Source organism: Mycobacterium sp. NGS56 (assembly GCF_059812425.1).
Genome location: NZ_JCALCQ010000001.1, coordinates 860,359 through 879,778, shown reverse-complemented (window position 1 = coordinate 879,778; position 19,420 = coordinate 860,359). Strand labels below are relative to the sequence as shown.

The following is a 19,420-nucleotide window of genomic DNA, read 5'->3' as shown; positions in this document are numbered from 1 at the left end:
GAGAGACATCATGTGGATAGGCCGCTAACTATTAGGGCACAATATAAATATGGCCGCACCCACTGCGCGCGACATCGATCCGTTGGCCCTCGAACACCAGGTGTGTTTCGCGTTGGCGACGACCAACCGCGCGGTCCTGGCGGTGTATAGGCCCCTCTTGGAGCCGCTCGGCCTGACCCATCCGCAATATCTGGTGATGCTGGCACTGTGGGACCACCACCGCAAAACCCCCGCGGCGGACCGTTTCCCGTTGTCGGTCAAGCAGATCGCCGCCGCGCTGCAGATGGATTCCGCCACGATGTCGCCCATGCTCAAGCGTTTGGAGGGGCAGGGGCTGATCACCCGCGCCAAGAATGCGGCCGACGAGCGCACCACCGACGTGATGCTCACGCAGCGTGGAATCACCTTGCGGGAGAGGGCACTTGCGATCCCGCCGGCTGTCGTGGCACGTCTGGGGGTCGAACTGACCGAACTCGAGAACCTCCATCAGATCCTTACCCGCATCAACGCCGCCGCCGTCGCGGCCAACGCATTGCATGCCTGACATCACCCTAAGGAGCCCACCATGACCGACGCAAAACCCAATCTCTGGCAGCGGATCGGCTATTCCTACGGCCGGCGGTTGCCCGACTCGATGCGCAGTTGGGTGGCACGAGATCTGGCCGGCGAGGGGGCCATCCGCCGGCACATGATCAGGTGGGCGATCCCGCCCCTGCTGGTCCTTGCCCCATTCTGGCTGCTGCCCGCTTCGCTCTACGTGCACACGGAGATGACCGCGCCGCTCTACATCTGGGCGTTGCTGATAACCCTTGCGCTGAACAAGGTCTGGCGCCGGCACCGGCTGGCAGTCCATGGATTGGACCCGAACCTGGTCGACGTGATCGCCCGCCGCAAACAGGCGAGGATGCACGAGGACTACATCGCCCGCTACGGGCCGCGACCCGAATCGGCCGAATGGCAGTCGAATAGCAGCCCTTTCTAGCGACTACTTGAGGCAGCTACCCGCATCGATGGGCAGGGTTACGCCGGTGACATAACGAGACTCATCGGAGGCGAAAAAAAGCACCGCGTTGCTGATGTCGATCGGGTCGACCCAGGGAATCGGCAGTGTGTGGAACATCTGGCAAATCGGCGCCATGTCGTCGGGACCGGGGTTCTCCAGGTCGGGCCGGAACATCTTCCAGGTGCCCTCGTTCATGATCATCGGGGTGCTCACGTGCGTGGGGTGCACGGAGTTGACGCGAATCATGTGCTGCCCCAATTCAACTCCAAAGGCACGCATCAGGCCGACGACGCCGTGCTTGGCGGCGACGTAGTGTCCGGTGTGCGGGTAGGCCTTGAGCCCACCGACCGAGCTGGTCAGGATGATCGACCCGCCGCGGCCACCGGCCAGGATGTGTGGAACGCCGGCTTTCACGCTCTTCCACACCCCGGACAGGTTGACGTCGATCATTTCCGTCCAGTCTTCTTCGCTGGTCTTGTCCAAAGTCTCGCCGCCGTTGCCGATTCCGGCGTTGGCGACGATGATGTCGAGCCGGCCGAGCTGCTCGACGCCGTTGTCCACCGCCGCCTTGAGTGCGTCGAAGTCGCGCACATCGACTTCGGCCGTGAAGATCCTGCGGTTGTGCCCCTTGACCAGGTCAGCGGTCTCGGCGAGGTCTTCGGGCGTCGACGCCGGGATCGCGGTGTCCAGCACGCCCTCGCGGATGGGCTTGCAGATATCGACGGCGATGATGTCGGCGCCCTCTTGGGCCAACCGCACTGCATGGCTGCGGCCCTGACCGCGCGCCGCTCCGGTGACGAAAGCGACCTTGCCCTCAACACGTCCGGTCATGACTACCTCAACTCCTGACTTGATCTGATCGGCACGCCATTGCGGAGAACGAATGCGTTCGCAGGACCGCGGGTCTTGCCGCCCTTGAACTCTGTCACCGCGTCATCACGGGTGTCAATGACGAATCCATTTTGGCTATCTGTGGTTCTAGATATTAGAGAATCTCATTCTCACCGGCAAATGGCGCGCGGTAATCGCTCATTATGAGATGAGGGCGCGGCGAGGGCGCTACGCGATGAATCCGCGTGAGCAGAAGTCCCACACCTCGTCGGCGGTGATGGGGTGCATCGTGGCGTCGTCGGGTCCGCCGCTGGACTGCGCGATGAACATGACGGTCTGCATCGTCATGGCGGCGACGCGTTTGGGATTGATGGTGGTGCGCAGCTTGCCGGCGTCGTGGGCCGCCTCCATCAACTCCGTCAGCAACGCGAGCAACGGTGCGTGAGCTACCTTGACCTCAGCCGGATGCGTCACCAGCAAACGAGGGGCAAAGTCGGTGAACAGCGGTCGCTTGGCCGTCGGGTCCGGGCGCGATGCCTCATACAGCAGTTGAACGGCCACGTGCAGCCGCTCCAACGGATCGGTTTGGCTCTCCGTGGCGGCGCGGATCTGGTCGGCCGATCGGCTCAGGGCATCTTCGAAGAGCGCCAGCAGCAACTCGTGCTTGCCGTCGAACTGCAGGTAGAAGCTGCGCAACGACTGGCGGGAGCGGTCCACGACCTCCTGCACGGTAAAGTCCGTGCTCCCCTTTTCGATGATGATGGCCTGGGCGGCGTCGAGGAAGCGCTGAACACGCTGCGCGGCGCGCAGTTTCGCCGTCTTGATGGACCGCTCGACGGCACGCTGCTTCCAGGCCGGCTCTTCACTGGGATTGGTCACGGCCGGCTCAGCTGATTGCCGCGAGGGGAGAACATGGTTGGACTCTACCGGAGAACGCCGTGACATCGCTGCGCTCTACCCCCTCACGGATCACGTGTCGGAGATTGTAACTTTCTTACGACGAGAATAGTATTCTCCCAGACGTGTCTATGGAAGCTTAATCGCAAGAGCGAACCGCGACGTCGGCGGAAACCCGGATCTACCGACGGCGCGGTGTGCTCAGGACCATCCCGGGAAGTGCCGTGCAGCTGACGTTTGACGCCGACGTGGAGGCGTTTCGGGCCGAATTCGTCGCATTCCTCGACGCACATCTGCCTTCCGAGGCCGAGGCGTTCGTGCGGCCCCAGTCGAGTTCGGACATACCGGAGTGGGCCCGTCGATGGCAGCGCTTGCTGTTCGACAGCGGCTGGCTACAGCCCGGCAACCCGCCGGAGTTCGGTGGGCGCAACGCGACGCTGTTGCAGCAATACGTGTACCGCGAAGAGCTGTCGCGGCGGCGCATCTATCAAAGCTTCAATCCGCAGGGTGTCGGCATCATCGCGGCGTCATTGCTGTCGTTCGGCACACCCGAACAGAAGCAACGCTGGGCGGTGCCGATATTGCGGGCGGAGATCACCGCATCCCTTGGGATGAGCGAACCCGGCGCGGGCTCGGATCTCGCCTCGTTGAAGACGCGCGCCGTGCGCTCGTCTGATTCCGAAGGTGGCTACTTCGTCGTCAACGGGCAGAAAGTGTGGACATCGGGTGCCCATCACGCCGACGTATTGCTGACATTCGTGCGCACCGACCCGGACGCGCCAAAACATAAGGGTATCAGCGCTTTACTGATTCCGACCGACACCCCAGGTGTGGTCCGCCGCCCCTTCGCCTCGGTGGGCGACATCGACGACGTCGACTTCAACGAGGTCTTCTTCACCGATGTACGCGTGCCGGCCGAGAACTTGGTGGGCGAGCTCAACGCGGGCTGGCGCGTTGCGACCGGTTCGCTCGGCCACGAACGCGCGATGCTTTGGCTGGATTACGCAGACATGCTGCACGCGTTGACCGTTGAGTCCAGGACCTCGGGTCCGGTGCACCGGGATCACTACGCGACGTTGGTGATGGATTTCTATGCGATGCGGTTACTGGGGTCGGCGACGTTGGCCAAAGCCGCGCGTGGCGAAGAGGATGTTCCCGCTCAGTCGGTGCTCAAGTTGCTCGGTTCGGAGTCGATGCAACGCGCCACTGAGGACGCGCTCAACGCCAAGGACGGTGACGGTCTGGCATTGCGTGCGGTCACGGCCCCGTTCGCGCCCCTCAACCTGGATAGCCACTACGGCAGCTGGTTCGACCGGTATACCCGTACCTTCGCCGCGACCATCGCGGGCGGCACCTCGGAAATCCAGCGCAACATCATCGCGGAACGCGTACTAGGGCTGCCGCGCAACTGATTTGCGTTGTCAGCGCTTCCGGGTGTCCAGCTGGGCGTAGTAACCGACGGCGACGAGGCCCGCGACGATCGCGATCGCCCCTAAAACCATGCCGGCCATGGCGGCTCGGGGATTGTTCGCCTCACCGCGGGCAACCCTGCGCCGGGCGATGTCGCCCGTCACCACCGCCGCGATGCCAAAAGGCACTCCAAGCAGCAACCAGCAGGTAAGGAGTCCAACCAGGCCCAGCAGCACCGACGCGACGCCGAACTGGTTCTGCGGTGCATCGGGGTGACTCATGCGTCCCATCCTGTTGGAGGTATCGGCACGAGTCTACGTGGACATACCACCCGCATGCCCCTACCGTCACCGCCGGCATTCAGCGAAATCGACGCCACCGTGGTGACCACTCGAACTTGTGCGCTCTAGCGTCGATCTCGGTTGACAATCCGCGTGGCCGCCTGGGCCGCGACCATTAGAGCTGCGCGAGTCGCGGCGCAGAACCGGCCGCCACCAACGCTTTTCCGGCCGCACGCGTCAGTTCCCGAGAGCTGCCCAGCAGTCCGTCGAGGATCAGCGACCGCTTGATGTGGTGGTGCAGCGGATGCTCGGCGGTAAAGCCGATACCGCCGAGTACCTGCTGGCAGTGGCGTGCGGAGGTCAGCGCGGCCTGACCGGCCGCGGCCTTGGCCAGCAGGGAAGCCAGCCCCTGCGGGTCGTCGCATTCCGTCGCGGCCTGCAGTGTGGCCTCGGCGCCTTCGATCGCGACGAGTGTCTCGGCTAGCCGGTGGCGGATCGCCTGGAATGAGCTGATATGGCGGCCGAATTGAACGCGGTCCACGGCGTGCTGCCGAGCCAGTGACAGCATGGCGCGGCTGGTGCCGACCAGCCACCACCCCACGGCCCGCCAACACGCCTGCAGTGCTTCTGACGGCAAGGGATCCTCTTGCGGCACAGGGTGTATCGGCAGCAGTTCATCGATGGCCGAGCCGGGGCGGTCGCGGCGCTCCCACACTACCCAGGAGCCGCCGGCGAACGGGAGCGGCAGTGTGCCTCCCGGCGCGTCACCGCCCGCGCACAGCACCACGTCGTTGAGCACGGGTGCGTGCGTGCCTGTCTCACCGAGCAGCTCGAATACCAGAGGGATTGCGACATCGGGCATTTCCTCGAGCATGTCGCGCCAGCCGAGGTCGGTCAGCGCCTCATCGAGCTTGGCTCCGGAGGCGGCGTTCATCGTCGTCCGCAGCGACTCAGCCAGCAGGCGCAGCGATTCGGGGTCTGACTCGATGTCTGCCGCAGGGGCCACGATTCACTCCTTCCCGAGATCGAGCAGCCGGCGAGCGATGATATTGCGCTGGATTTCGGCGGTGCCGCCGTAAATCGTCGCCGCGCGCGAGTACAGGTATTCCGAGCGCCACGGTGTATCTTCGAGCTCGAGTGTGCCGGGCAGCATATCGCGGACGGTGTCATAGAGCCGCTGCTCCGCGGAGGAAAGCAGCACCTTGTCGATGGAGGTGTCGGGTCCGAGTCGGGCGCCGTCGCGCATCCGGTGCTGAGTGGCGCGTGACCGGCAGCGCAGCGTGTGAAGCGCCAAATAGGCGCCGCCGAGCGCGGATTCGTCGGGTTCGCCGACTTTGGATGCCGTAGTGATCAGCTCGTCGAAACGCGAATAGAGGTAGGCGATCCGCTGCCAGAAACAGGCGGAACGCTCATAGGGCAACAGGTCCATGGCCAGTCGCCAACCGTCCCCGCGCTTCCCCAGCATCCGGCTGGCCGGAATCACGACGTCGTCGTAATACACCTCGCAGAATTCGTCGACGCCGTGCATCGTCCGCAACGGACGGATGGTGATGCCCGGAGTGTCGAGATCCACGAAGAACGCGGTGATTCCGTCGTGCCCGGGCGCGGTGCGGGTGAGCAGGACGCACCGGGTGGAGAACTGCGCGAAGCTGGTCCAGACCTTCTGCCCGTTGACGATCCAGTTGTCGCCGTCCTGGACCGCCCGGGTCGTCAGCGACGCCAGATCACTGCCGGAACCGGGCTCGGAAAAGCCTTGGCACCATTGCTCTTCACCGCTTAGCAGGCGCGGAACCATTTCTTTGGCGAGTTCGGCCGGTGCGTAGTCGATCATCGTCGGCGCGAGCACCTCCAGCAACGAATAGGGCCCGGGTTCGGCCAGGCGGCGGCCCACCACCTCTTCGCCGACGATCGCCCGCAGCACCGCGGGACCACCCAATCCGCCGACCTCAACCGGCCAGCCGAACCGCATCCAATCGGCGTCGTAAAGCGCACGGCTGACCCGGGCGAACTGCCGCATGTGCCCCTGCAGCGAGCGGTCGGGCCCGGGGGTCAGATCGTTGTCGTCGAGCCACGCGCGCAGATCGGCCCGGAACTGCTCGACATTCACTTCGATTGGTCGGCTCCTTTAAGTCGCTGGCTGGGCCGCAGAGTCACCTGCGGGACGCCCGATGGCGTGCGGGCGTCCGGAGTCGTGTACACCGCTGCGGCGGATGAAGGTCATGGCGCGGGTCTTCAGTCGCCACCCGTCGGCCGTTCGCACATAGGTGTCACGGTAGTAGCCGATCCGCATGTCATGGGTGGCGTGATCGATGAAGCACAGCGGTTGAGTGCCGCTGGCCGCATCCCCGTCCAGGTCGACGACCGCGGTTCCGGTGAGAAACAAGCCCTTTGGGGCCGCAGCCACCAACTCCGGAAATCGGCTCAGGCTGTAGGTCTCACCGAAAGCACTGTAAGTGCCGTCGGGTGTGAAGACGGCGACGAGGCCCTCGATGTCCCCCTGGGTGATGGTGACCGCGTAGCGGCCGAGGAGCTGCTGGATCTCGACCAGGTCGTCAGTTCTGGTTGGGCCGCTCTTAGACTGATCCGGCGTCGACATAAACCTTGCCGCCTTTCATGACGAAGCTGACGTGCCGGGTAACCGTGATGTCTTGCAACGGGTCTCCGGGCACCGCGATGATATCCGCGAACTGGCCTGGCGCCAGCCGGCCCCGGTCGCTCGAGTTGATGAGATCGGCCGCTGTGGTGGTGGCCGCGCGCAGTACCGCCAGAGGCGGCAGACCCCACTCCACCAGCGTGACGAGCTCGTCGGCGTTGCGGCCGTGGGGTATTGCCGGGGCATCGGTGCCGACGGCGATTTTCACACCGGCCTTGTGCGCGGCCAATATCGAGGTCCTCGACTTCGGGAACATCTCGGCCGCCTTGGCCTGCAGCTCCGGCGGTGCGTGCGAGACGTCCATTCCCTCGGCCAGCCGCCGCGTGCTCACCAGGAACGTGCCGTTTTCAACCATGCTGGCGATCGCCTCGTCGTCGATCAGAAAACCGTGTTCGATGCAGTCGATGCCGGCGTCGACGGCATGCTTGACGGCCTCGGCGCCGTGGGTGTGTGCGGCGACGCGCATTCCGCGCCGGTGCGCCTCGTCGACGATAGCTCGCAGCTCCTCGTCCGAATAATGCTGCGCCCCAGGTGGTCCCGTCAGCGACATCACGCCGCCCGAACAGCAGACCTTGATCAGCTCGGCGCCGTGTTTGATCTGGTAGCGCACCGCTTTACGGATCTCGTCGATCCCGTTCGCGATACCTTCCTCGATGGTCAGGTCCAGCACGTGCGGTGCGAACGCCGCGAACATCGTCGGGTCCAGATGTCCACCGGTCGGTGTGATGGCGTGACCGGCCGGCACCACCCGCGGCCCGTCGATCCAGCCCGCGTCGATCGCTTTGCCCAGCGCGACATCGAGCAGGTAGCCGCCGGTCTTGACGAACAGGCCGAGGTTGCGCACCGTGGTGAACCCGGCGCGCAAGGTGCGGCGGGCGTTGCCGACCGCGCGCAACATTCGCGTCGGCGGATCGTCTTGAACCTGTGACAGGCCGGGCTTTTCGCCTCGCCCGCCCATGAGCAGGTTGACCTCCATGTCCATCAGGCCCGGCAACAGAATCTGGTCGCCGAGATCGATGACAGTGTCTTCTGGGCCCGTCGAGCCCGAACCCCCGACGTCTACGATCCGATCGTCCTCGACCTTCAGAATCCCGGGCCGAAGGATCTCCCCGGCATCGATGTCGAGCAGCCCAGCGGCCTTGAGCGTCAGCACCGCTTAGATCACCGGCTCCCGCACTACCTCAACCCACGCCGCGCCACTGTCGGGAACCCGCGGCTGCTTCCAGGCCTCGATCGGGAACGACACCATGACCAGCGATTGCATCATGTGCATCAAAGTCTTTGCGTCGTCTGGCAGATCGTCCAGTGGGAACTTGTCGCAGTAGGCGATGACGTCGTTGAGCAACGGGAACGCGGCGTCGTAGAACTCCTGCATCTGCGACATCGTGGAGGCCAGGCGTTTGGCATAGCGCTCAGGCTCGGTGGCCAGGTCCCAATCCAAATAGGGCTCCAGGGCCGCGAATTCAGACGGTAACGCCATTGCGCTGGTGCTCCTTCACGTAGTCAGCGGTCGTCTTGTGCAGATGACGGATCAAGACTTCCTGGTCGCATAGCAGGAACTCCTTGACGGCCCGGGTGCCGATCATGGTCTGGGTCGCTTCCAGGGTGTTCGCGTCCTGCAGCGCATATTCCTTGAACGTTACCGCGGCCAGCTCTTGTGCCAGGCGTTCCCGCGCGTTGCGCGGTGGGACGAAATACAGCGTGGATTCGAAGATGTGCTTGTCGACGGCAGTCGGCCAATAGTGGTAGGTCAGGTACCAGCCCGGCTCCCAGATCAGCAGCATGAAGTTCGGGTAGAAGAGCCACGAGTCGATGCCCCACTGCGGGACCCGCTTCACGTTGACGCCCGGTGGCAGTTCCAGCTTCTCGATGATCTCCGGCTTGTCCCACGGACCGAACAAACCGCTGCGCAACACCTGGTCCATCGGCTTGACCATGGACATGTCCGGCGGCGGGGCCTGACCACCCCAGGTCGACTGCAGGTTGTGCGGTCCGGCCAACTCGTAGTGCAGCGCCTCGTAGCCGAACTTCTGGATCTTGGCGGCTTCCTCCTTGGTGTACTGGCCCTGGTGCAGGATCGGCGCGTGGTAGAACTCGACGAACGCGTCGATGAACAGCTTCCAGTTGCTGCCGACCTCGGCCCGGTAGGAGTAGGTCTCCGTCATCTCGCCGAACGGGTAGCCCTCGATGCTCTTGGCCAGCGGCCCGAGATAGTCGATGAGCGGCGCCGCGTTGTCGTCGAAGTTGATGAAGATGAAGCCCTCCCATACCTCGCAGCGCACCGACGCCAAGCCGTAATCGCCCTTGTCGACGTTGAAGAACTCTTCCGGCTGCTGGATGAAGGTCAGGTCACCGTCGAGGCTGTATCGCCAGGCGTGGTACTTGCAGGTGAACTGCCGGCAGGTGCCGGAGGTCTCCTCGTTGGGAAAGTCGTTCCACACCAACTTGTTTCCGCGGTGCCGGCAGACGTTGTGGTACGCCTTGACGGTGCCGTCCTTGGTCTTGACGATGATCACCGACGTACCCTTGCCGGCCGACGGCAGCTCTCGGGTGAAGTAGCTGCCGGTGCGCGGGAGCCGATTGACCCGGCCGACGTTGAGCCAGGTCTTCCTGAAGACGGCGTCGCGTTCGGCCTCGAAGAACGCCGGATCGATCGAATCGGTGTAGTCAACCGGGCCGGTTCCGAGGTCGGGGTAGTTTTCTGTCCAGCTGCCGACGGCTGGCTTGGGGAAGTGCGGCAACGTTCTAACCTCTCGTGTCAGTGTTGTTCGGCGGGTTCGAGCTGGACGCCAAAAGTGTTGAAGGCCATGGCCAGCAGGGCGTAGCAGCCGACCGTGAAGACGAAATCCATGCGCTGCTGGTCGTTGAGGCGCTCGCCCAGTGCCGCCCATGTCAGGTCGGACAGCTCCGACTTGTCATCGAGTTCATCCACGCCGGTGATCACCGCGCGGTCGAACGCGTCGAAGTCCGCGCCGCTGTCATCGCCGAATCGCTGTACCGCCGCGATCTGGTCGTCGGTGAGCCCTTCGTCCTTGGCCATCCTGACGTGGTGTGACCACTCGTACGCGCACTGGCGACGATGAGCCACCCGCAGGATGGCCAGCTCGCGGACGCGGGCCGGCAGCGTCGACGACGTGAGGAGGTGGACATTGAAGCGCAGAAACGCCTTGGCGAGCGCCGGGTGGTGAGCCAGCGTGGAAAGCGCGTTGTTCGTGTCCGCGCCACGCATCGCCGAGAGTGCGTGCTGGGTAGCCTCGTCCCACTGGTCGGCGGGGAGCGGCTGCAACCGCATCAGCAGTGTCCTCTCGGTGAAAGAGAATCATATTCTCATTTGCAACTAACAGACTGGCACGAAACGCGCGCCCGGTCAATGCCGGGCTGCCGAGGCTCGAGCAGGGCGCCGCCTAGCGCGGCCGTCCGGCCAGATGGCCCTCGCCTGGACCGCACGCCGCAAGCGATTTCTCACGCCGGGTTCCGACTCACTGCGTTCCACGTGGTAGCGGAAAATTCGCCCCTGAGCTCGGCTGCTGGTCAGGCGGCTGCCAACGGTGCAGCAACCTCTGGATGTTGATTCTCGTCAGGCGAGAAGATAGTTTTCATTTTAATGATCTTGGCACGGGACAGCGATTCGCCGAGGCTGTAATCGATCCAATGGATCCGATGGAAGGGACGGCCATGAACAAAGAAGACATGATCCTGATCAGCGTCGACGACCACACCGTCGAGCCGCCTGACATGTTCAAGAACCACCTGTCGAAGAAGTACCAGGACGACGCGCCCCGGTTGGTGCACAACGACGACGGCTCAGATATGTGGAAGTTCCGCGACACGGTCATCCCGAACGTGGCATTGAACGCGGTGGCCGGCCGGCCCAAGGACGAGTACGGCATCGAGCCGACGGGGCTCGACGAGATCCGGCCTGGTTGTTACAACGTCGACGAACGCGTCAAGGACATGAACGCCGGCGGCATCCTGGCCTCCATCTGCTTCCCGTCGTTCCCGGGCTTCGCCGGGCGGTTGTTCGTCACCGACGATCACGACTTCTCTATCGCGCTGGTGCAGGCCTACAACGACTGGCACATCGACGAGTGGTGCGGCGCCTACCCGGCGCGGTTCATCCCGATGGCGATCCCGGTGATCTGGGATGCCGAGGCGTGTGCCGCCGAGGTGCGACGGGTAGCCAAGAAGGGCGTGCATGCGCTGACATTCACCGAAAATCCGGCCGCCATGGGTTACCCGAGCTTCCACAACGAGTACTGGAACCCGTTGTGGAAAGCGTTGTGCGACACCGACACCGTGATGAACGTGCACATCGGGTCATCGGGCCGGCTGGCCATCACCGCGCCGGACGCGCCGATGGACGTGATGATCACGCTGCAGCCGATGAACATCGTGCAGGCCGCCGCTGACCTGTTGTGGTCGCGGCCGATCAAGGAGTATCCGGACCTCAAGATTGCGTTGTCCGAGGGCGGGACCGGCTGGATTCCCTACTTCCTGGAGCGCGCCGACCGCACCTACGAGATGCACTCCACCTGGACGCACCAGGACTTCAAGGGCAAGCTGCCCAGCGACGTCTTCCGCGACCATTTCCTGACCTGCTTCATCAGCGACAAGGTCGGAGTGGCGCTGCGCAATATGATCGGCATCGACAACATCTGCTGGGAAGCCGATTACCCGCACAGCGACTCGATGTGGCCGGGCGCGCCGGAAGAGTTGTGGGATGTCTTGTCGATCAACAACGTTCCTGATGACGAGATCAACAAGATGACCTACGAGAACGCCATGCGCTGGTACTCATTCGACCCCTTCACACACATTTCGCGCGAACAGGCCACCGTCGGTGCGCTGCGTAAGGCCGCCGAGGGGCATGACGTGTCCATTAGGGCGGCGGGCCACGACAAGGACAGCCGAGGTGGGTCGTCCTTTGCCGATTTCGCGGCCAACGCGAAAGCCCTTACCGGCAACAAGGACTGACAAACCGGTCTCGGCCTCGGGTGAGCCGTGTCGACATTGCACTCAGGGTCGCCCTGTCCGGCAATACGCGACCACCACGGCAATCTCGCCGTCGGCAATGAATGAGGAGATCTAGCAGTGCCTGGCGCCGGAATGAACTTTGAGCTGACCGATGACCAGGAATTGATCCGTCGGTCAGTGGCGGAGCTGGCGGGAAAATTCGACGACCAGTACTGGATGGAGAAGGACCAGGCGCACGAGTTCCCGACCGAGTTCTACCGCGCCATCGCCGATGGCGGCTGGTTGGGAATGACGATTCCCACCGAATACGGCGGTCACGGTCTCGGCATCACCGAAGCGACGATCCTGCTCGAGGAGGTCGCGAAGTCGGGTGGTGCCATGAACGCCGCCAGCTCGATCCACCTGTCCATCTTCGGCATGCAGCCGGTCGTGGTGCACGGTTCCGATGAACTCAAGGCACGAACGTTACCCGCCGTCGCGACCGGTGAAGTGCACGTCTGCTTCGGCGTCACCGAACCCGGTGCCGGGCTTGACACTTCGCGGATCACCACGTTCGCCAAGCGCGACGGTGATCGCTACATCGTCAACGGTCGCAAGGTCTGGATCTCCAAGGCGATGGAATCCGACAAGATCCTGTTGCTCACCCGGACCCAAAGTTATGACGAGGTGACCAAGAAGACCGACGGGATGACGCTGTTCATCACCGACCTCGACCGCAGCCGGGTCGACATCCGCCCGATCCGCAAGATGGGCCGCAACGCCGTGAGTTCCAACGAATTGTTCATCGACAATCTCGAGGTGCCGGTTGAGGACCGAATCGGTGAGGAGGGCAAGGGCTTTCAGTACATCCTCGACGGCCTCAACCCCGAGCGGATGCTCATCGCGGCCGAGGCTCTCGGTATCGGCCGGGTGGCGCTGGAAAAGGCGGTGAAATACGGCAATGAGCGCGAGGTCTTCGGCCGGCCCATCGGGATGAACCAGGGATTGCAGTTCCCGCTCGCTGATTCGCTGGCTCGGCTCGATGCCGCCGAACTGATGCTGCGCAAGGCGACATGGCTTTACGACAACGGCAAACCGTGTGGCCGCGAGGCCAATACGGCCAAGTATCTCTGCGCCGACGCGGGCTTCACAGCCGCCGACCGGGCGCTGCAAACCCACGGCGGCATGGGTTACGCCGAGGAGTACCACATCACGCGGTACTTCCGGGAGGCCCGGCTGATGAAGATCGCGCCCGTCAGTCAGGAAATGATTCTGAACTTCTTGGGAGCCAACGTCCTGAAGTTGCCGAAAAGCTATTAGGTCTAACGTCGAACGTGTAGTCACGGCGAATTTTTGGTGATTTTTGCGCCCTCAGTACACACTCGGTGATGATGGATCCACATTCGGGCGAGAGGCAATCGGAGTAGAGCTATGCGCGAAACAGTCATCGTCGAGGCCGTGCGTACACCGGTGGGGAAGCGGAACGGCGCGCTGTCCGGCATGCATGCAGCCGACCTCTCCGCGGTCGTCCTCACCGAACTCCTCGAACGCACCGGCATCGGTCCAGACGTCATCGACGACGTGATCTGGGGCTGCGTGTCCCAGGTGGGCGACCAATCCAGCAACATCGGTCGCTACGCGGTTTTAGCAGCCGGTTGGCCCGAAACCATCCCAGGGACCACGGTCAATCGCGCATGCGGGTCCAGCCAGCAGGCGCTCGACTTCGCGGTGCAGGCAGTGATGTCAGGCCAGCAGGATGTCGTCGTGGCCGGTGGGGTCGAAGTCATGAGCCGTGTTCCGCTCGGCTCGGCCCGGGCAACCGGGATGCCGTATGGTCCGAAAGTCCTTGCCCGCTATGACAATTTCTCGTTCAACCAGGGCCTGTCGGCGGAGATGATCGCCAAAAAGTGGGGGTTCTCGCGCAACAGGCTCGATGAATTCTCCGTCGAATCCCACGAGCGGGCCGCGGCGGCCCAGGACGGGGGCGCATTCACCGAACAGATCGTGCCGGTGTTCGTCGACGGAGCCGATAGCAACGTCTGCACCGCCGATGAGGGCGTGCGGCGCGGCAGCAGCGTCGAGAAGCTCGCCACGCTCAAGCCGGCCTTCGCCGAAGACGGCGTGATCCACGCGGGTAATTCGTCGCAGATCTCCGACGGCGCTGCCGCGCTGCTGGTGACCACCGCCGAGATGGCTGTCGAGCTGGGCCTGGTACCGATCGTGCGGTACCTGGCGGGCGCGGTGACCGGAGCGGATCCGGTGCTGATGCTTACCGGCCCCATCCCGGCGACCGAAAAGGTGCTGAGCAAGGCCGGCGTCGCGCTGTCCGACGTGGGCGTCTTCGAGGTCAATGAAGCCTTCGCGCCGGTGCCGCTGGCCTGGCTGGCGGAGACGGGCGCGGACCCGGCACGGATGAATCCACTGGGCGGCGCCATCGCGCTAGGACATCCGCTGGGTGCATCCGGGGCGGTGCTGATGACACGCATGGCGCATCACATGCGCGACAACGGCATTCGTTACGGACTGCAGACCATGTGCGAGGGCGGCGGCACAGCCAACGCCACGCTGGTGGAGCTGGTGAACTAGCGGCGGCGGGCCGTCGCGGACAAAACTCGAGCCAGGTGACCCTTGTCACAGCGGCCAAACTAACCTACTGTGTGTTCACTTGGTTGGTTTTTCCGGCGTCGATACAAAAGCGCGAGGAGGTCGTGGTGCCTGTCGCACGCCGATACGACACGCTTCTCGCCAAGGGGGAGGACCGCAAGCAGCGGATTCTCGACGTCGCGCAACGCCTGCTCACCCGCAACGGCTGGCGCAGCACGACACTCGCCCAGATTGCCGGCGAGGCCGGGGTGACCCCCGCGGGGCTGCTACATCACTTCGAATCGAAGGAGCAGTTGCTGCATGCGGTGCTCGATGCCCGCGATCTCGACGACGACACGCATGCAGACCGGACCGGTGACCTGTTCGCCCAGATCGCCGCGGTCGCAGACCGTTTTTACCGGGCCCCCGAACTGGTGGGCACCTTCACGGTGCTGCTGGTGGAGAACATCCTTCCCGAGGCTCCGTTGCACGACCGCATGCTGGCCAGGCACCGGGCCGCGACCGACATCGTCGCCGATCTCATCCGTCGCGGTCAGGCCGACGGCCGGTATCGCGCAGACATAGACCCCGCCGTCAAGGCAGTGGAAATTCTCGCTTTCGTCCACGGAATGGAAACCACATGGTTACTCGATCCTTCGATCCCGCTAGCCGAGGCGTTCAAGCAGTACGCCGAGGCACTGGCGCGGGATTTCGCGCCCACGAAGAACCCCGAGACGACATGAGATACCGGCTCGACGTCATCGCCGCCACCGTCCTCGACGTGGTGAGGTTCGCCGGCGGCTGGATCTTCGACCGGGCGATGGCGGGTTGGGACGTTAGCGTGCTGGTCGCCGACCACCCCGACGACCGGCCGCTGCAGATCGTCGGCGCCCAGATGCTCGACCTCGAAGAGGCGTTGGCGTCGGTGCAATCGCGTCCGCGCCCGCAGGCCCTGGCGGCCGCGGCGGACCTGTTCGGCTGCGACGCGCGGGTGCGCCAGGGCGTGCTGCAGGCACTCGATCACGGTGTCACCGAGGTCACGCTGTGGGGGGAGGATTGGCCGTCCGAACTCGATGACAGCGTCGGCGTGGTGCAACACGAGCTGAGCATGGCCGCCCAGACGTTCAAGGCCCAGGCATTGGCGGCCGCGGCCGCACCGCAAACCGCGATCGGTCATGTGGAGACCTTCCGCAGCGGGCTGCTGGCGTGGCCGTCGGTTGCCGCCGACCTGGTTCCCGCCAGCTAAGGCGCAGCCCGAACCGCACGCGACTTCCAGTAGTTCGGGTGATTCGTCGTTCGATCGGCCTCCGGCAACGGCCCTCGTTGACGACCACCACCCCGTGTGAAAATGTAATACTCATCCGCGAGAGGCACGTTCTCACTAGCCGAGATCCAAGGAGCGGCAGATGGCGAAGGAATTCTCCGAGTTGGACTTCTTCCGCGGCAGCGAACTCATCGCAGACCCGTACCCGTACTACGAGGCGCTGCGCGAGCGTTGCCCCGTCACCCGGGAGAGCCATCACGGCGTCACCATGATCACCGGATGGGACGAGGCGTGCGTGGTTCTCAACGACGCCGAGACGTGGTCCTCGTGCATCTCGGTCACGGGCCCGTTTCCCGGTTTTCCCGTCCCGATCGAGGGTGACGACATCACCGAATTGATCGAGCAACACCGCGACGAGCTGCCCTTCAGTGACCAACTGCCCACCCTTGACCCGCCGACCCACACCAACCATCGCTCCCTGCTGATGCGTTTGATCACCCCGAAGCGCCTCAAGGAGAACGAGGACGCCATGTGGGCGCTCGCCGATCAGGCGCTCGACGATTTCCTGGCGCCCGGGCGTGGCGAATGGATCAAGGGCTTCGCCGGGCCGTTCACGCTGCTGGTCATCGCCGACCTGCTGGGCGTGCCCATGGAAGATCGAGACAAGTTCGTCAAGGGCATCCGCGAGCACTCGGGTGGCGGCATCGGTGGCACCGGCAAGGAATCGCTGGCACACAGCCCGCTCGAATTCCTCTACGGCCTGTTCTCCGATTACGTCACCGACCGCAGGCGCGCCCCCCGCGACGACGTGCTGACCGGCCTGGCCACCGCGACGTATCCCGACGGTTCGGTACCGGAAGTCGAGGACGTGGCGCGCGTCGCCGCCAACGTCTTCTCGGCGGGCCAGGAGACCACCGTGCGGCTGCTGGGTGCGGCGCTGCAGACATTGGGGGAACGCCCCGACATCCAGGCGCGGTTGCGGAAGGACCGCAGCCTCATCCCGAATTTCATCGAGGAGTCGCTGCGGCACGAGAGCCCGGTCAAGGGCGACTTCCGGATGAACCGGGTGCCCGTCAACGTCGGTGGCGTCGACCTGCCCGCCGGCAGCACCGTGATGATCGTGCAGGCGGCAGCCAACCGGGATCCGCGGCGGTTCGAAGAACCCGCCACCTTTGATCCGGCCCGCAAGAATGCGCGCCAACACATCTCGTTCGGGCGCGGCATCCACAGCTGCCCGGGAGCGCCGCTAGCACGTGCCGAAACCCGGGTGGCGATCGAACGGTTGCTTGACCGCACGACGGACATCAGGATCGACGAGAGCGTTCACGGGCCGGCGAATGACCGCCATTACCAATATGTTCCGACGTACATCCTGCGCGGCCTGACCGAACTGCACCTGGAGTTCACGCTGGCATGAAGGTATGGGTAGACGACCAGAAGTGTCGCGGCCACGGCATGTGTCTCACGCTGTGCCCCGACGTGTTCAGCCTGACCGAGGACGGTTACGCCGAGGCCATAGATTCCGACGTTCCAACGGAAATGGAGGCGGCAGCTCAGGAGGCAATCCAATGCTGTCCCGAGCAGGCGATCAGCGAGAAATAACCGAATACACCGGCGAGTAGGAGATTCTTCAGTGGCTAAGGGCTATGTCATCTTGACCGAGGCCATCAAAGATCCGGAAGGCATGAAGGCGTATGCGCAAGCCGCCGGATCGGCGATGAGCGGTGCCACCATCCTGGCGGTAGACACCGCGCCCAAGGTCATCGAAGGCGACTGGCATGGAGACCAAACCGTCGTACTGGAATTCGAGTCGGTCGATGCCGCTCGGGCTTGGTACGAGTCGGAGGGCTACCAGAAGGCGGCGAAACTGCGGCAGGCCGCGGCCGACTGCAACGCGGTCATCCTCGCCGGACTCTGATCGCTACTCTCCGACGATGGAGATGGCCTGCCGGGGACATTGACGGACGGCCTCGCGCACGTCCGCCTCGTTCTCCGGCGTGACCTCCTCCTGGTGGACGGTCAGCATGTCGTCGTCGCCGAGCTCGAATATATCGGGGTTGATGCCCATGCAGACACCGTTGCTCTCGCAGAGCCCCCAATCGACTTCGATCTTCTTCGTCACCGTGACCCCTTACCGAAGCACCTTGACGGGCACGTTCTTCCAGCCCGCGACGTTTTGCATGTTCACCCGTTTGCAGCCCGCCCAGTCCACTTCATAGCGCGGCATGAAGTCGAGCAGCCTCTCCAGCGCGAGGCGGCTTTCCAGCCGGGCGAGCGCGGCGCCGAGGCAGCTGTGAATCCCGTACCCGAGCCCGAGGTGCTGCGCCTCGGTCTGGTCACGCTCGATGTCGAATGTGTCGGCATCGGTGAAGGCCTCCGGGTCGCGGTTCGCCGCGGCGCCGCAGAGGAACACCGGCTTGCCGGGAGGGATAACGCCACCGCTGACGTGGGCCTCTTTGAGGGTGTAGCGGACGTTGTACTGCACCGGTCCCTCATAGCGCAGTAGTTCTTCGACCGCCCCCGGGATCTTGTTCCGGTCCTCCTGCAGCTTTTGCCACTGGTCGGGATGCTGGGCGAAGATCACCGCCGCGTTGCCCATCAGTTTGGTGACGGTCTCGGCACCAGCGCCGCCCAGAAGGGTTGCGAACCCGCAGATCTCGATGTCGTCGAGCTTGCGTAGGGCACCGTCTTCGCCGGGGACCTCGGCCGCGATGAGCCGGCTGATCATGTCGTCCTGCGGTTCCTGGCGCCGCTCCTGCACCAGGCTGAAGTAGTACATGGCCGTGTCGATGTTGGCCTGCATGCCGGCTTCGCTGACCTCGATCTGGCCCGGTTCGTGAGAAAGGCTGGTGTCGATCCAGTGGCGAACCTGTTGGCGGTATTCCTCCGGCACGCCGGCCATCCGGGTGATGACCTCTACCGGGAAGGGTCCGGAGAAGTCCTGTACCACGTCGAAGTTGTCCGAGTCGACGGCACCCAGGTACTTGTCGATGACCTCGATGATGGTCTCGCGCTGCGATTGAATAGCCCGCGGAGTGAACGCCTTATTGAGCAGGCTGCGCATGTGCCGATGCTCCGGGGGGTCCATGAAGATGATCGACTTCTGCTCGGGGCTGATGCCCCTGCGCACCATCGCCAGGTCACAGCCGCGTGCCGAGGAATACGTCTCGAAGTCCTTGAACGCTGCCGACACGTCTTCATGACGGGTCAGCGCGTAAAAGTCCTCCTTTTCGTCGTAATACAGGGGCGCGTCCTCGCGCATCCGCCGATAGATGTCGAACGGATTGTTGAAGTAGTCCTCGGAGTACGGGTCGAAGACAACCTTCGCTTTTGTCACTGAATCCTCCTCAGCGGCGAGGTCGGGCTGAACCTTTACAGCGGAGTCCCTGACTGTAACGTCAACGGTAATACCTTCGTGACGAACCGGAAAGACCAAAACGCTGGTATTTCGCGCCCTCTTCGCGGCGCACGGTGTGTCTGCTCGTTCCCAGACGGCCCGCCATGGGGCGGTCCACCGGCCCCGCGCCGTTGAATTCGACCTTCAT

The 19,420-nt window shown here is 64.0% G+C and carries 24 protein-coding genes; 11 read left to right on the top strand and 13 right to left on the bottom strand.

The window, feature by feature from the left end:
- The first annotated feature begins 49 nt into the window (after positions 1-49).
- On the top strand, positions 50-544 hold the full coding sequence (locus AC5Y4F_RS04145) for a MarR family winged helix-turn-helix transcriptional regulator (RefSeq protein WP_067940028.1): 495 nt from the start codon (positions 50-52) through the stop codon (positions 542-544).
- A 21-nt stretch (positions 545-565) separates the two neighbouring features.
- Complete coding sequence (locus AC5Y4F_RS04140) at positions 566-982, top strand: DUF5313 domain-containing protein (protein ID WP_067940026.1); 417 nt, start codon at positions 566-568, stop codon at positions 980-982.
- Between the two features lie 3 nt (positions 983-985).
- On the opposite strand, the gene AC5Y4F_RS04135 is transcribed toward AC5Y4F_RS04140, so the two are convergent.
- Positions 986-1,834, bottom strand: a complete 849-nt coding sequence (locus AC5Y4F_RS04135; RefSeq protein ID WP_067940024.1) for a mycofactocin-coupled SDR family oxidoreductase — start codon at positions 1,832-1,834, stop codon at positions 986-988.
- Between the two features lie 228 nt (positions 1,835-2,062).
- A complete protein-coding gene (locus AC5Y4F_RS04130) occupies positions 2,063-2,713 on the bottom strand; it encodes a TetR/AcrR family transcriptional regulator (protein ID WP_067940022.1) in 651 nt (216 codons plus the stop codon).
- A 242-nt stretch (positions 2,714-2,955) separates the two neighbouring features.
- Here AC5Y4F_RS04130 and AC5Y4F_RS04125 point away from each other — a divergent pair, with 242 nt between their 5' ends.
- Entirely contained in the window at positions 2,956-4,143 is a 1,188-nt protein-coding gene (locus AC5Y4F_RS04125) for an acyl-CoA dehydrogenase family protein (RefSeq protein WP_499995248.1), read from the top strand.
- A 9-nt stretch (positions 4,144-4,152) separates the two neighbouring features.
- Here the strand turns inward: AC5Y4F_RS04125 and AC5Y4F_RS04120 are convergent, their stop codons facing one another.
- From AC5Y4F_RS04120 to AC5Y4F_RS04085, 8 genes are all read right to left on the bottom strand, one after another.
- Positions 4,153-4,422: a DUF4190 domain-containing protein gene (locus AC5Y4F_RS04120; RefSeq protein ID WP_067940020.1), complete on the bottom strand. Its 270-nt coding sequence runs from the start codon at positions 4,420-4,422 to the stop codon at positions 4,153-4,155.
- Positions 4,423-4,597: 175 nt separating this feature from the next.
- The gene (locus AC5Y4F_RS04115; RefSeq protein ID WP_499995770.1) at positions 4,598-5,356 is read right to left on the bottom strand and encodes an acyl-CoA dehydrogenase family protein; all 759 of its coding nucleotides are present in this window, start codon (positions 5,354-5,356) and stop codon (positions 4,598-4,600) included.
- 75 nt (positions 5,357-5,431) lie between these two features.
- On the bottom strand, positions 5,432-6,529 hold the full coding sequence (locus AC5Y4F_RS04110) for an acyl-CoA dehydrogenase family protein (protein ID WP_499995246.1): 1,098 nt from the start codon (positions 6,527-6,529) through the stop codon (positions 5,432-5,434).
- 18 nt (positions 6,530-6,547) lie between these two features.
- Positions 6,548-7,018: a nuclear transport factor 2 family protein gene (locus tag AC5Y4F_RS04105; RefSeq protein WP_067940013.1), complete on the bottom strand. Its 471-nt coding sequence runs from the start codon at positions 7,016-7,018 to the stop codon at positions 6,548-6,550.
- A complete protein-coding gene (locus AC5Y4F_RS04100) occupies positions 6,996-8,228 on the bottom strand; it encodes a metal-dependent hydrolase family protein (protein WP_499995245.1) in 1,233 nt (410 codons plus the stop codon). The genes AC5Y4F_RS04105 and AC5Y4F_RS04100 overlap by 23 nt, the downstream gene beginning before the upstream one ends.
- 3 nt (positions 8,229-8,231) lie before the next feature.
- Positions 8,232-8,555, bottom strand: a complete 324-nt coding sequence (locus AC5Y4F_RS04095) for a hypothetical protein (RefSeq protein WP_067940009.1) — start codon at positions 8,553-8,555, stop codon at positions 8,232-8,234.
- Entirely contained in the window at positions 8,539-9,816 is a 1,278-nt protein-coding gene (locus tag AC5Y4F_RS04090) for an aromatic ring-hydroxylating oxygenase subunit alpha (protein ID WP_067940007.1), read from the bottom strand. Before AC5Y4F_RS04090 ends, AC5Y4F_RS04095 begins: the two co-directional genes overlap by 17 nt.
- 17 nt (positions 9,817-9,833) lie before the next feature.
- Complete coding sequence (locus AC5Y4F_RS04085; RefSeq protein WP_499995241.1) at positions 9,834-10,367, bottom strand: carboxymuconolactone decarboxylase family protein; 534 nt, start codon at positions 10,365-10,367, stop codon at positions 9,834-9,836.
- Between the two features lie 383 nt (positions 10,368-10,750).
- On the opposite strand from AC5Y4F_RS04085, the gene AC5Y4F_RS04080 reads away from it, so the two are divergent.
- The 8 genes from AC5Y4F_RS04080 (at position 10,751) to AC5Y4F_RS04045 (ending at position 17,793) form a co-directional block, all read left to right on the top strand.
- A complete protein-coding gene (locus AC5Y4F_RS04080) occupies positions 10,751-12,049 on the top strand; it encodes an amidohydrolase family protein (protein ID WP_067940091.1) in 1,299 nt (432 codons plus the stop codon).
- Between the two features lie 132 nt (positions 12,050-12,181).
- The gene (locus tag AC5Y4F_RS04075; RefSeq protein WP_499995768.1) at positions 12,182-13,348 is read left to right on the top strand and encodes an acyl-CoA dehydrogenase family protein; all 1,167 of its coding nucleotides are present in this window, start codon (positions 12,182-12,184) and stop codon (positions 13,346-13,348) included.
- Positions 13,349-13,459: 111 nt separating this feature from the next.
- Complete coding sequence (locus tag AC5Y4F_RS04070) at positions 13,460-14,614, top strand: thiolase family protein (protein WP_499995239.1); 1,155 nt, start codon at positions 13,460-13,462, stop codon at positions 14,612-14,614.
- 125 nt (positions 14,615-14,739) lie between these two features.
- Positions 14,740-15,354: a TetR/AcrR family transcriptional regulator gene (locus AC5Y4F_RS04065; protein WP_067940089.1), complete on the top strand. Its 615-nt coding sequence runs from the start codon at positions 14,740-14,742 to the stop codon at positions 15,352-15,354.
- Positions 15,351-15,857: a hypothetical protein gene (locus AC5Y4F_RS04060; RefSeq protein WP_067939998.1), complete on the top strand. Its 507-nt coding sequence runs from the start codon at positions 15,351-15,353 to the stop codon at positions 15,855-15,857. The genes AC5Y4F_RS04065 and AC5Y4F_RS04060 overlap by 4 nt, the downstream gene beginning before the upstream one ends.
- A 160-nt stretch (positions 15,858-16,017) precedes the next feature.
- Complete coding sequence (locus AC5Y4F_RS04055) at positions 16,018-17,292, top strand: cytochrome P450 (RefSeq protein ID WP_499995237.1); 1,275 nt, start codon at positions 16,018-16,020, stop codon at positions 17,290-17,292.
- Positions 17,289-17,477 (top strand): ferredoxin, encoded by a 189-nt coding sequence (locus tag AC5Y4F_RS04050; RefSeq protein ID WP_067939994.1) that lies wholly within the window; start codon positions 17,289-17,291, stop codon positions 17,475-17,477. The genes AC5Y4F_RS04055 and AC5Y4F_RS04050 overlap by 4 nt, the downstream gene beginning before the upstream one ends.
- Positions 17,478-17,559: 82 nt before the next feature.
- Entirely contained in the window at positions 17,560-17,793 is a 234-nt protein-coding gene (locus AC5Y4F_RS04045) for a DUF1330 domain-containing protein (protein ID WP_231986477.1), read from the top strand.
- Positions 17,794-17,796: 3 nt separating this feature from the next.
- Here AC5Y4F_RS04045 and AC5Y4F_RS04040 read toward each other — a convergent pair whose 3' ends face one another.
- From AC5Y4F_RS04040 to AC5Y4F_RS04030, 3 genes are all read right to left on the bottom strand, one after another.
- Positions 17,797-17,997: a ferredoxin gene (locus tag AC5Y4F_RS04040; RefSeq protein WP_007777398.1), complete on the bottom strand. Its 201-nt coding sequence runs from the start codon at positions 17,995-17,997 to the stop codon at positions 17,797-17,799.
- Between the two features lie 9 nt (positions 17,998-18,006).
- Positions 18,007-19,212 carry a cytochrome P450 gene (locus AC5Y4F_RS04035; RefSeq protein ID WP_067939990.1) on the bottom strand — a complete coding sequence of 402 codons (1,206 nt, stop codon included), beginning with the start codon at positions 19,210-19,212 and terminating at the stop codon, positions 18,007-18,009.
- Between the two features lie 61 nt (positions 19,213-19,273).
- Positions 19,274-19,420 (bottom strand): hypothetical protein, encoded by a 147-nt coding sequence (locus AC5Y4F_RS04030; protein WP_499995235.1) that lies wholly within the window; start codon positions 19,418-19,420, stop codon positions 19,274-19,276.

What these genes read in the sequence shown, in the direction of transcription:
- AC5Y4F_RS04045 (WP_231986477.1), top strand. Translation starts at nt 17,560, where the DNA reads ATGAAGGCGTATGCGCAAGCCGCCGGATCGGCGATGAGCGGTGCCACC.
- AC5Y4F_RS04115 (WP_499995770.1), bottom strand. Translation starts at nt 5,356, where the DNA reads ATGAACGCCGCCTCCGGAGCCAAGCTCGATGAGGCGCTGACCGACCTC.
- AC5Y4F_RS04060 (WP_067939998.1), top strand. Translation starts at nt 15,351, where the DNA reads ATGAGATACCGGCTCGACGTCATCGCCGCCACCGTCCTCGACGTGGTG.
- AC5Y4F_RS04080 (WP_067940091.1), top strand. Translation starts at nt 10,751, where the DNA reads ATGAACAAAGAAGACATGATCCTGATCAGCGTCGACGACCACACCGTC.
- AC5Y4F_RS04095 (WP_067940009.1), bottom strand. Translation starts at nt 8,555, where the DNA reads ATGGCGTTACCGTCTGAATTCGCGGCCCTGGAGCCCTATTTGGATTGG.
- AC5Y4F_RS04085 (WP_499995241.1), bottom strand. Translation starts at nt 10,367, where the DNA reads ATGCGGTTGCAGCCGCTCCCCGCCGACCAGTGGGACGAGGCTACCCAG.
- AC5Y4F_RS04050 (WP_067939994.1), top strand. Translation starts at nt 17,289, where the DNA reads ATGAAGGTATGGGTAGACGACCAGAAGTGTCGCGGCCACGGCATGTGT.
- AC5Y4F_RS04055 (WP_499995237.1), top strand. Translation starts at nt 16,018, where the DNA reads ATGGCGAAGGAATTCTCCGAGTTGGACTTCTTCCGCGGCAGCGAACTC.
- AC5Y4F_RS04070 (WP_499995239.1), top strand. Translation starts at nt 13,460, where the DNA reads ATGCGCGAAACAGTCATCGTCGAGGCCGTGCGTACACCGGTGGGGAAG.
- AC5Y4F_RS04135 (WP_067940024.1), bottom strand. Translation starts at nt 1,834, where the DNA reads ATGACCGGACGTGTTGAGGGCAAGGTCGCTTTCGTCACCGGAGCGGCG.
- AC5Y4F_RS04145 (WP_067940028.1), top strand. Translation starts at nt 50, where the DNA reads ATGGCCGCACCCACTGCGCGCGACATCGATCCGTTGGCCCTCGAACAC.
- AC5Y4F_RS04105 (WP_067940013.1), bottom strand. Translation starts at nt 7,018, where the DNA reads ATGTCGACGCCGGATCAGTCTAAGAGCGGCCCAACCAGAACTGACGAC.
- AC5Y4F_RS04120 (WP_067940020.1), bottom strand. Translation starts at nt 4,422, where the DNA reads ATGAGTCACCCCGATGCACCGCAGAACCAGTTCGGCGTCGCGTCGGTG.
- AC5Y4F_RS04030 (WP_499995235.1), bottom strand. Translation starts at nt 19,420, where the DNA reads ATGAAGGTCGAATTCAACGGCGCGGGGCCGGTGGACCGCCCCATGGCG.
- AC5Y4F_RS04075 (WP_499995768.1), top strand. Translation starts at nt 12,182, where the DNA reads ATGAACTTTGAGCTGACCGATGACCAGGAATTGATCCGTCGGTCAGTG.
- AC5Y4F_RS04140 (WP_067940026.1), top strand. Translation starts at nt 566, where the DNA reads ATGACCGACGCAAAACCCAATCTCTGGCAGCGGATCGGCTATTCCTAC.